Consider the following 10,475-nt stretch of genomic DNA (forward strand, 5'->3'; position numbering starts at 1 on the left):
CCGCAGTGATGTAGTCGTCCAGACAGTCGGGAAGCAGTGTGATCTGCTGACGATCCTCGCCTGCAATGAAACGCTTCATCCCGACCTCCCAAGATCAGGATTTACACTAACAGATCAGCGCGTTTTCACACAGCCTGGGCCCATTGCAGAAGGCAGGAAGGTCCGCTCTAAGCCAGCTTGATCGACGAGGACTTACGACAGGGTTGGGTGGCTTTCTGCCGGTCCGCTTTCAGGAAGCTAAATCGAGAACCCGGATGTTCGCTCGGATCGCAACGCATAACCGCTTCGCGCCCATTCCAGTCAGTCCAGAAGCTATAAAAGCGTCCCGAAAGCGGACATAGATAATTAAGGCTTGCCAGCCGGATAATTTAAAACGCTCGCATAGGGCCAATGTATGCAGAGCCAATTCGGAATATGGGAATCTCCGTCTTCGCGCCGATGCCGAACTGGATGAGGATAGCCCGGACGGTCATGGCTGGCTGGTGTGTCTCGAGATTAGGCGCGAACGCCCTCGACGACGCTCTCGACACATTGTTTTCCGCCGAAATACTATGGATTGGAATTATTATAATTTTAAACTCCGATCAATTGTCGACCATGAACAAGTTTTGCTCTACAAATCGGCTATATGTCTTTGGCCGATTCATCCAATAACGTCTTTCAGCGTCCGGCCAGCACGGTCGCGCATCACCTCGGTGGGTGGCTGAGCGTCTTCACAAACGAGACGACGTTCGGGGAGCCGTTCCGGACGACGGTGCCGGTGGGCACGGGCCTGCGCGTTGTCGTCTTCCTGCGCGGGCAAACCCGCTTCCAGGTTGCCGACCTGCCCGCGATCACGATTGAAGCGCCGGCCCTACTCGTCGGCTTCACCGAGCGGGAGATCGACAGGGACCAGACCGTCCCGGCGGGTCAGCCGTTGAGCAGCGTCCACGTTCGGGTCGATCCCAACCACGCCAAAGCGAGCCTGGGCGCCATCGCATCTGCGATGGCGCGGCTCTCCGTGGAGCGCGGTTTCGTTTTCGAGGGGCGTCCGGCCGACGCGACGGTGCAGGCGGTGGCATCGCAGATCCTCGCCGCAGCGGGCCCGGCGGGACAGCCCCTGTATCAGGCGGCCAAGGCCCTCGAACTCCTCGCCCTCGTCTTCGAGGCCGAGGGACCGGCTGAGCCCGGAGGGCCCACTCGCGCACTCACGATCGTGGATCGCGGGCGCGTCGAGGCGGCCAGCGCGCTGATATTGGAACGCCTCGACGCCGTGCCGGACTTCGACACGGTGGCCCGGCGCGTCGGACTGACGCCGGCCAAGCTCAACCGCGGCTTCCGGATCGTCTACGGCATGACGCCCTATGCCGTCCTTCAGGAGCGGCGTCTGCAATCGGCCTATCGGATGCTCGCCAGCCGCGAGGCGACCGTCGGGGAAGTCGCTCAGAGCGTCGGATATACCGCTCCGCACTTCGCGACGCTGTTCAGGAAGCGTTTCGGCATGCCGCCGAGCGCCTTGGCCGCCGCGCGAACGACATCGATCTGAAAGCTTAGAACAACACTAAACTCGATCGAACGGAATCGCGTTTATCCCGAAAGTATCGATCATTGTTGTGGGCGAGACCGGAGCGTATGACGGTCCTCACGACTCCGTGAAGGAGCATCGACGTCTGCGGTCGACCGGCCGCCCGGGGCTCGAATTTCATGTGGACGTCCAGGATCATCTGTCGAACGGGTTCGCTGTGCCTGGTGTCCACGAGCGCGCTCGCGTCGATGGTCGCGGTCGCCGTGGCGCAACCCGACCCGGCTCAGGTCACCCTCGAAGAGATCTCGGTGGTCGGGGCCCAGGGCGGCACCGCGTCCGGTCCGCCGGGCGTCGGCGGTTCCGCCGGCGAGCGGGCGAACGGCCCGGTGCGCGGCTTCACGGCCAAGCGTAGCGCCACGGGCACCAAGACCGATACCGCGCTCATCGAGACGCCGCAGTCGATTAGCGTCGTCACCGCCGATCAGATCCGGGCGACCGGCGCACAGAATCCGAGCGAGGCACTGCGCTACACCGCCGGCGTGCAGGTCGAGCGCTTCGGCGGCGATCCGCGCTATGACTGGATCAAGGTCCGCGGCTTCGACGTGCCGGAGTATCTCGACGGCCTGCAATTGCCGAAAGGCACCTACGCGTGGTCCCGCTACGAGACCTACGGAGTCGAGCGGGTGGAGGTGCTCAAGGGAGCGGCCTCCGTGCTTTACGGGCAGTCCCCGCCCGGCGGACTCGTCAACTTCGTCAGCAAGAAGCCCCTCGACGTGCCCTACCGCGAGGTTTTGGTGCAGGGCGGCAGCTACGGACGCCTCGTCGGCGCCTTCGACGTGACCGGCCCCGTCGATCCGGAGAAGACGGTGCTCTACCGCGTCGTCGGTCTCGGCCGGCTCTCGGACACGATCGTCGATACCGTGAACGACGACCGCGCCTTCATCGCGCCGAGCGTCACGTTCCGGCCCGATGCGGCGACGCAGCTCACCGTGCTCGGCTACTACATCAAGGACGATTCGAAGTCGCTTCAGTTCTTGCCTTCCCAAGGCACGCTCACCCCGAACCCGAACGGCCGCATCCGCCGCTCGACCTTCCTCGGCGAGCCCGGCTACGACGATTTCCGTCGCGAGCAGTTCGGCATCGGCTACCAGTTCGAGCATCATTTCGACGAAGCGGTCACCTTCCGGCAGAACCTGCGCTACTCCGGCGTCAACGTCGACCTGCCGGTAGTGCGCGGCTTCGGCTTCCCGACGAACGCGGCCGGCGCAGTCACCGATTTCCGCAACGTCACCCGCCGGGCCGTGCGCTTCGACGACAACGTCAACGCCTTCACGATGGACAACCAGCTTGTCCTGAACGCGGTGACCGGTCCGCTCGCACATACGTTCCTGTTCGGCCTCGATGTACGCACCTTCGACCTCGGCTTCGCCACCCGCAACGCCCTGACCACGAGCCTTGACGTCTTCGCCCCGGCCTACCGCGGCTTCCAGCCGCTGCCGCCGATCACGGCCCGCATCCGCCAGAACCTGGAGCAGGTCGGCGCCTACGCGCAGGACCAGATCCGGCTCGACCGCTGGGTGCTGCTTTTGAGCGGACGCCACGACACCGTGACGAGCACCACGCTCCAGCAGGTCAGCAACACGCGCATCGAGCAGACCGACCGCGCCTTCACCTACCGGGCCGGGCTGCTCTACGAGTTCGAGGCCGGAATCAGCCCTTACGTGAGCTACTCGACGCTGTTCCAGCCCGCGGTCGGCACCGGCTACAACGGCATCGTCCCGCCGACTGCGCTCGGCGCCGGCTCGACTCCGTTCCGGCCGACCACCGGCGACCAGATCGAGGGCGGCGTGAAGTACCAGCCTTTCGGCACCGCGAGCCTGTTCACCCTGGCCGGCTTCTCGATCGACCAGCAGAACGTGTTGGTACCCACCACCTCCGGCTTCCAGGCGCAGGTCGGCGGCGTACGCGCGGAAGGGTTCGAGGCCGAGGCGCGGGTGACCGCCTTCGAGGGCTTCGACATCGCCGCCGCCTACAGCTACCTCGACGCCCGCATCACGCGGACCGGCACCGGCCCGACCGCACCGCGGATCGGCGCGCGAATCCCGGTGACGCCCTACAACCAGACTGCACTCTTCGCGACCTACAGCGTCCCGGCCGGCCCGCTGCTGGGCCTCACCGTCGGCGGCGGCGTGCGCTTCTTCGGCGATCACTTCGGCGATCTGGCCAACACCATCCGCATCCCGTCCTACACCCTGTTCGACGCGACCCTGCGCTACGACCTCGCCCGCCTGAACGCGGCCTGGGCGGGGGCGACCCTGGCGATCAACGCCACGAACCTCTTCGACAAGGTCTATGTCGGTACCTGCGACACCCTCGGGTCCTGTTACTACGGCAACCCGCGCACGGTTCTGGCGAGCCTGAGCTACCGGTGGTAGGCGCCGGGGCGTCAGGCGGATCACTCCGATGAGGGGCAGCGTCCGACAGTCGATGGCGTGGTTGCACGCGTGGTCAGGGCTCGTGGTCGGCTGGGTGCTGTTCGCGATCTTCGTCACCGGGACGGCGAGCTACTACCGAACCGACATCTCGCGCTGGATGCGCCCCGAACTCGCCGCGACCGCCGAGCCCGGCCCGGACGCGCTGGCGCGGGCCGCCGAACGCGGTGCCCGCTACCTCGCGGAACACGCCGGCGACGCGACCGGCTGGTCGATCGGCATGCCGCGACCCGAGTTTCCTGTGATCGAGCTGTACTGGCGCTCCCGGCCGGGCCCGCCGACGGGCCATGCCCTCCTGGATCCCGAGACCGGCGCGCCAGCGAGGGTGCGCGAAACGCGCGGCGGCGACTTCCTCTACCGCTTCCACTTCGAGCTGAGCTTGCCGCCCCTGTGGGGGCGCTGGCTCGTCGGCGCCTGCTCGATGACCATGCTGGTCGCGCTGATCTCGGGGATCGTCACCCATCGCCGCATCGTCAAAGACTTCTTCACCTTCCGCCGAGACCGCTCTGCGCAGCGCGGATGGTTGGACGCGCACAACGTTGCGGGCGTGCTGGCGCTGCCCTTCCATCTGATGATCACCTATAGCGGACTGGTGACGCTGGCCCTGCTGTACATGCCCTGGGGCGTGACCGCGGCGTATCGCGGCGACAGCCAGCGCTACTTCGCCGAGTCCGGACAGATCCTGCCGCCCCAGGACGCGGCCGGCCGCCCGGCCGCGCTTCCTCCGCTCGGGCCGATCGTCCGGCGGGTCGTGGCGGAGACGCCGCAGCTGCTGGACCGGGTCACGGTCACCCATCCGCGCGATGCGAACGCGACGGTGCTGGCGATCTTCGAGGAGCCGCATGGACTCGCCCATCTCCATCCGCAGGTCAGCATCGAGGCCGCCACCGGCACGGTCCGCGCGCGAACCGTCCCGGCCAAGCCCGCGACGCGGATCCATGCCGTGATGGTCGGGCTCCACGAGGCGCACTTCGCCGATCCGGCCCTGCGCGTGCTCTTCTTCCTGTCGGGTCTCTTGGGTTGCGCCACGGTTGCCACGGGCCTCATCCTCTGGACGATGGCACGGGCCCCAAAGACTCGCGACCCGCTGTCTCGGGGTCTGCACGTCGTCGACACGCTGAACGTCGGTACGATCGTCGGGCTACCGGCGGCGATCGCCTGCTATTTCCTCGCCAACCGCCTCCTGCCGACCGAACTTGCGGATCGGGCGGGGTGGGAGGTAAGGCTCTTTTTTGCCGGTTGGATCGTGATCGCGCTCGCGGCCCTGCTGCGGCCGCGGGCCCGCCGATGGCACGAGGCGCTGACCTGTGCGGCCGCCCTCTACCTCGCCGTGCCGACCGCTGATATCCTGTTCCGCGGGCGGGCCGCGATTGCGGGCGACCCGATATTCCTTGGGTTCGACGCCGCGATGCTCGCAACGGCCGCGATGTTCGCTCTTGCCGCACGCCGCGCGCGCGGCCGCGCGACCGTGTCGCGATCAGCGATCGCACGGCAGGCGCCATCAACGCCATAAGTGTCGCGGTTTTAGCCTGCTTCTTAGAAGTAACGCAAAAGATTATGCTAGCAGTGTTCCGCGTCGTCCGTATGATCCGCGGAAGCGGAATAGGTTTCTCATGGACAATGGTTCGACGTTCGTTCAGGCCTTCACGATCCTGTTCCGGGAGGGCCTGGAAGCCCTGCTGGTGATCGCTGCGCTGGCGGCCTTCATGAGGCGCGCCGATGCCGCCCACCGGATCGCCCCGATCTATATTGGCGCCGGAGCCGCGGTGCTAGCCAGTCTCGGGATGGCGTGGGTTTTCGAGACCTACTACGACGGCAACCACAACGATCTGATCGAGGCCGGTGTCATGCTGCTGGCGGCTGGTCTGATGTTTTACATGAGCGGCTGGCTGTTCCTGCGGCAGGACCCGAAGGCCTGGCAGGCCGACCTCAACCGTCTGGCTGGGCAGGCGCTCGGGGCCGGGACCGTGCTGTCCCTCGCCGGGATCGCCTTCCTGGCTGTGTTCCGCGAGGGGGCGGAGACGGTGCTGTTCCTGCACGCCCTGGCCAGGACCGCTGGCGGCTGGGACGGGTCGCTGTTCGGAGGCCTCGGCGCGGCGGCGCTCGCACTCGTGGCCCTGTTCGCCGCGATGCAGTGGCTCGCGCTGAAATTGCCGCTGCGGCCGATCTTCAGGATGACCTCGGCATTCCTATTCCTGATGGGACTGAAGCTCGTCGGGGCTGCGATCCAGGAGTTGCAGGAGCAGGCACTGGTCTCAGTGCACGATGACGGCGTGCCGACCATCGTCGCAGACCTCGGCTTCAACGGTAGCGGGGAGGCCCTCGGCGTCCAAGGTGCCCTCGTCCTGATGGCGGTCGCCGGCTTGCTCTTCTTCCGGAGCCGTAGAACCGAGACGGCGAACCGAGCCAACCCGGCTGTGTCACGTTGAGGGATCTTTAGGCGAGACACAGAGATGCGACGCTCCTTATGCCTTACTCGATGTGGATCGGCGCCGAGGCGTGGTCCCGGAATGAATGCAGCTAAATCTTTGTTCTAAGAGCAAAAATTGATCCCACCTGGCAATTAAATTCAGAATTGATATCAGTAACTTAATCCAATTTCCAAATGGGTGACGCTTCGACGCCGATCCACTGCGAGACCAAGTATTGGACAGCGGCCACCATGGCGTGACGGGCGTGCGACGGCCCCGAACGCGATCGTCGGCTGCTGGCTCAAGGCAGAACAAAAAACACCCCGGGAGCGGGTGCTCCCAGGGTGGTACCGACCTCCCGGCCAGTCTGATCGGGCTGGGGATCCGGAAGTCAGTTTGAGTTGTCGAACCGTTCGCCGCAGAGAGGCAATGAAGAGGACCAGTCCCTCGCCCGCCTGCTGCAATCGCCTCGGCGGGGGCGCCGAGGCGTACCTTGTCCCGGCCCTAGTACGAGCCGAACTTGAAGTTCAGGCCGGCACGGGCAATGCCGCCTTCCGTCCGGAAGCGGGAGATGTAGCCGACGCCGGGGCCGCCGACGGAACCGACGAGGAGATTGTGGCTGCCGAGGTCGTAGCAGATGTACTCTGCCTTCATCGTCACGGCGTTCGATCGGAAGAAGTTCAGGAACGAGTCGGTGGGCAAGGCGTACTCGATGCCGCCGCCATAGGCGTAGCCGGTGTCGAGCCGCGAGCGGCTACCGAAATAGGTCAGCGGCGCGGCGGTCTGGAAACCGACGCGCTGGGTCACGTCGCCATAAGCGAAGCCGCCGGTGCCGTACACGAACACCCGATCGAAGGCGTAGCCGACACGCCCACGGATCGTGCCGAGGAAGCTGAGGTCGGTGCGATAGGTGTTGGTCAGGACGTTGGGGTTGAAGGCCGGGCGGAAGATCGACTGCACGCCGGTCCGCTGCAGGTCCATGTACTGCGCGTCGGCTTCGACGCCGACCACGATGCCGGAGCCCGGGGTAAACTGATAGTTGTAACCGACTTGGCCGCCGGCGGAGAAACCGTCCTGCGACAGGCGGACCGCCGGGCTGCGGAGCAGGTTGTTCACGTTGTTCTGCAGGGTGCCGATGCCCACGGTGCGGATGGTGTCCGACTCGGTGTAGGCATAGCCGGCGTTGATACCGAAATAGGCACCGGTCCAAGTGAACACCGGCACGGGGGTGAACACCGGTGGCGGGGCACGGCGTGGCAGATCGGCCGCCAACGCAGATGATGCCATCAGGGTAGCGGCAACGCCGAGGAACAACCTTTTCATGTCGCGCGTGACCTCTCAGAGCAAAATAGAGATCCGTTGTTATCCGAATTCTAGTTATGAGAGATATGGCTTACTGGCAACACACTTTGTGTGATTGTCAGATCCCAAACCTATTCTACCTCACGATTTGATATGTCGCTTTAATCCCTTACGGCGAAATTATTTGATTGATAACAGCGACCCACTGCGAAACATGAGTCTGAGCCCTGAAGCAAGCGATCGTCGCCCGATCCGGGCTTACCGATGAGAGCTCGTATTCCTGTAAGCCGCCCTTTCGCGGCTCGCTGAATGGCCGCACGGAAAGGTCCGCTTACGGGATCGCACCGCAATGGGCTGAATGACTGGGATGGGCGCAAAGCCGAAGGTCCGCTTCCGGGCGTCGACCTAACTTCCGCTGCCCACTCTTCTCGGACATTTATCCTATTGCGCTCTGCGTCGGATATCCGATTATTTTATCGACATATGTGTGTGGAAAGTCTTGTCCCATGCATACTGCAGAGGCCGCCGTCGGCGTTTCCCGAAAGCGGTCGTTCGTGGGTCATCAGACACTTCGGCTCGGGATCGGTACCTACCGCCGACGTGTGTCGGGAAACCGTCTTTTTATCGACAATCGGAGTCGAAAGCCTCGAAACCGAGAAGGGTCGCAATCAGCCTCATGCGCTAACGAAAATCTATAGGGTGCGCCCGAAGGCTGCGTGGCGATACTCACGGGGAGCCATGCCATGGTGCTCCTTGAAGCGGCGGGAGAAGTGGGCCTTGCTGGCAAAGCCGCAGCCATACGCCAGGGGGCCGATCGGCAGGTGGGCGCAGCCTGGGTCGGCCAAGCGCTTGGCCGCGACTTCCAGCCGGCGCTGCCAGATCCAGTCCGAAATGTGCTGGCCGCGTTCTTGGAACAGCTCCTGCAACCGGCGCAGCGACACGCCGACCGCGGCTGCGAGTTGGGGCGGGTCGAGGGTCGGATCGCCGAAATTGGCCTTGACGAACGCTTTGGCCCGCTGGACCACGACCGTGCCGTGCAGCGGCCGGGGCACCTCTTTGGCCAAGCGCTCGGCGATGCTGGCCACGATCAGGTCGACGCCGACCGACGCCATCTGGGCGGCAAAGTCGGGCGGGCGCTGAGGGCCTAAGCGGATCAGCTCCCGGAAAAATGTTCGTGCCAGGGAAGTGGAGGCCAGCTCTGCCCCTGCCGGTAGGGCTGTGTAGTGCCGGATCGATCCAAGCACGCGCTCGAAGCGCTCACGCGGCAGCTCCAGGAACATGGCTTGGGCACCTGCCGTGGTCGTCAGCGCGGCAGGCCGGTGGTCGAGAATGTAGAGATCGCCGGGCGTCAACACGGCGTCCCGACTGTCTTGGAAGCTGTTTGACCTGCCCGCGAGTTTGAAGGTCGCGGTGACCATTTCCTCGCGATCCTGACGCGCGGCTGCGGGGTTCCTGATCTCGGTGCGTAGAGCGCTTTGCGTCAGGCGCATCATATGGAGAGGGCCTATGGTGCTAGCCTCTACCTTGGCCTGGAACGGCGCATCGTCGAGTTGCCTTAGGTCAACGCCCCCGCTCCCATCTGCATCGAGCGCCTCCCGCCAGCGCTTGAAGCTGTCCCGGGGATGCAGGCCATCGGTCGAAAACACTGTCTGCATAAGTTATACTTAATACCAACCCTCATTGAGGGGGACTCACGGGGTAGCATCGGCGGCTGAGGGGTGATTCCATCTCCGGGTTTGGAGCCCGAGGAGGATGTCATGGCTGCTCCGGTGCCACTGCGGTCGGACTTTGACGCTGAGGGCCTGCGCGCCTTGGCCAAGTGTGCGCGCGATCCCGCACAAACACGGCGCCTGCTGACTTTGTCGGCGATCTACGCGGGCGGCTCGCGCTCGGCCGCTGCCGCGCTCGGCGGGGTCGGGCTTCAGACGGTGCGGGACTGGGTCGTGGCGTTCAACGCGTCCGGTCCGGACGGGCTGATCGGCGGTAAAGCGCCCGGGGCTCGCCCGCGCCTGAACGCCGAGCAGCAGGAGGAGGTGCTGCGCGCGCTGGTCGAGCAGGGGCCGATGCCGGCTGCCCACGGGGTGGTGCGCTGGCGACTGGTCGATCTCGCCCAGATCCTGTTTGAGGACTACAGCGTCTTGGTGTCCGAGCAGACACTGAGCCGGGTCCTGCGGAGCATGGGCTATCGGAAGCTCTCCGCCCGTGCGCGCCACCACGCCCAGGACCCGGACGCCATCCCGGTTTTTACAAAGCTTTCCCCGCCCGCCTGGCGGAGATCGCGCAGGCTGTCGGCGGCAAGCTGATAGAGATCTGGTTCGCCGATGAGGCCCGGGTCGGCCAGAAGAACACGATCACCCGGCGCTGGGCCAAACGCGGCACGCGCCCTTCGGCCTCCAAGGACCAGCGCACCGCCTCCGCCTAAATCTTAGGGGCGATCTGCCCCGCCCTTGGCAAAGGGGCCGGCCTCGTCATGGCCCGCTGCACCACCGAGGCGATGGCCTTGCACCTCGAAGAGATCGCACAAGCCGTCGCCCCCGTCGCGCAGGCCGCCTTGCTGCTCGATCAGGCCGGCTGGCACACCACCAAGAAACTCGCAGTGCCCGCCAACATCACCCTGTTGCCCCTGCCGGCCCGTGCCCCCGAACTTAACCCGGTCGATCCTTCGACAAGCTCAGGATGAGGACCTGTGGCAGTTCATGCGCGACAACTGGCTCGGCAACCGCGTCTTCAAATCCTACGCCGACATCCTCGACCACTGCTGCGAGG

The 10,475-nt window shown here is 65.0% G+C and carries 6 protein-coding genes and 1 pseudogene; 5 read left to right on the forward strand and 2 right to left on the reverse strand.

Features of this window, described 5'->3' with window-relative positions:
* Nucleotides 1-634 precede the first annotated feature (634 nt).
* The 4 genes from MKL20_RS15815 to MKL20_RS15830 all read left to right on the forward strand — a co-directional run bounded on the left by MKL20_RS15815 (nt 635) and on the right by MKL20_RS15830 (nt 6,425).
* Nucleotides 635-1,525 carry a helix-turn-helix domain-containing protein gene (locus tag MKL20_RS15815; protein WP_244037468.1) on the forward strand — a complete coding sequence of 297 codons (891 nt, stop codon included), beginning with the start codon at nt 635-637 and terminating at the stop codon, nt 1,523-1,525.
* Between the two features lie 203 nt (nt 1,526-1,728).
* Nucleotides 1,729-3,939, forward strand: coding sequence for a TonB-dependent siderophore receptor (locus tag MKL20_RS15820; RefSeq protein WP_244037469.1), 2,211 nt, complete (start codon nt 1,729-1,731; stop codon nt 3,937-3,939).
* Nucleotides 3,940-3,967: 28 nt separating this feature from the next.
* Entirely contained in the window at nt 3,968-5,509 is a 1,542-nt protein-coding gene (locus MKL20_RS15825) for a PepSY-associated TM helix domain-containing protein (RefSeq protein WP_244037470.1), read from the forward strand.
* 100 nt (nt 5,510-5,609) lie between these two features.
* Nucleotides 5,610-6,425 carry an FTR1 family protein gene (locus tag MKL20_RS15830; RefSeq protein ID WP_244037471.1) on the forward strand — a complete coding sequence of 272 codons (816 nt, stop codon included), beginning with the start codon at nt 5,610-5,612 and terminating at the stop codon, nt 6,423-6,425.
* A 486-nt stretch (nt 6,426-6,911) separates the two neighbouring features.
* On the opposite strand, the gene MKL20_RS15835 is transcribed toward MKL20_RS15830, so the two are convergent.
* A complete protein-coding gene (locus MKL20_RS15835; RefSeq protein ID WP_409568156.1) occupies nt 6,912-7,694 on the reverse strand; it encodes an outer membrane protein in 783 nt (260 codons plus the stop codon).
* Nucleotides 7,695-8,401: 707 nt separating this feature from the next.
* Nucleotides 8,402-9,364 carry a helix-turn-helix domain-containing protein gene (locus MKL20_RS15840; protein ID WP_244037473.1) on the reverse strand — a complete coding sequence of 321 codons (963 nt, stop codon included), beginning with the start codon at nt 9,362-9,364 and terminating at the stop codon, nt 8,402-8,404.
* A 63-nt stretch (nt 9,365-9,427) separates the two neighbouring features.
* Here MKL20_RS15840 and MKL20_RS15845 point away from each other — a divergent pair.
* Nucleotides 9,428-10,475: pseudogene (locus MKL20_RS15845) on the forward strand (IS630 family transposase); the annotation flags it as partial.

Origin of the sequence: Methylobacterium sp. E-066 (genome assembly GCF_022829635.1) — a bacterium.
In the GTDB taxonomy this organism is placed as follows: Bacteria; Pseudomonadota; Alphaproteobacteria; order Rhizobiales; family Beijerinckiaceae; genus Methylobacterium.

What these genes read in the sequence shown, in the direction of transcription:
- MKL20_RS15840 (WP_244037473.1), bottom strand. Translation starts at nt 9,364, where the DNA reads ATGCAGACAGTGTTTTCGACCGATGGCCTGCATCCCCGGGACAGCTTC.
- MKL20_RS15825 (WP_244037470.1), top strand. Translation starts at nt 3,968, where the DNA reads ATGAGGGGCAGCGTCCGACAGTCGATGGCGTGGTTGCACGCGTGGTCA.
- MKL20_RS15830 (WP_244037471.1), top strand. Translation starts at nt 5,610, where the DNA reads ATGGACAATGGTTCGACGTTCGTTCAGGCCTTCACGATCCTGTTCCGG.
- MKL20_RS15835 (WP_409568156.1), bottom strand. Translation starts at nt 7,694, where the DNA reads ATGGCATCATCTGCGTTGGCGGCCGATCTGCCACGCCGTGCCCCGCCA.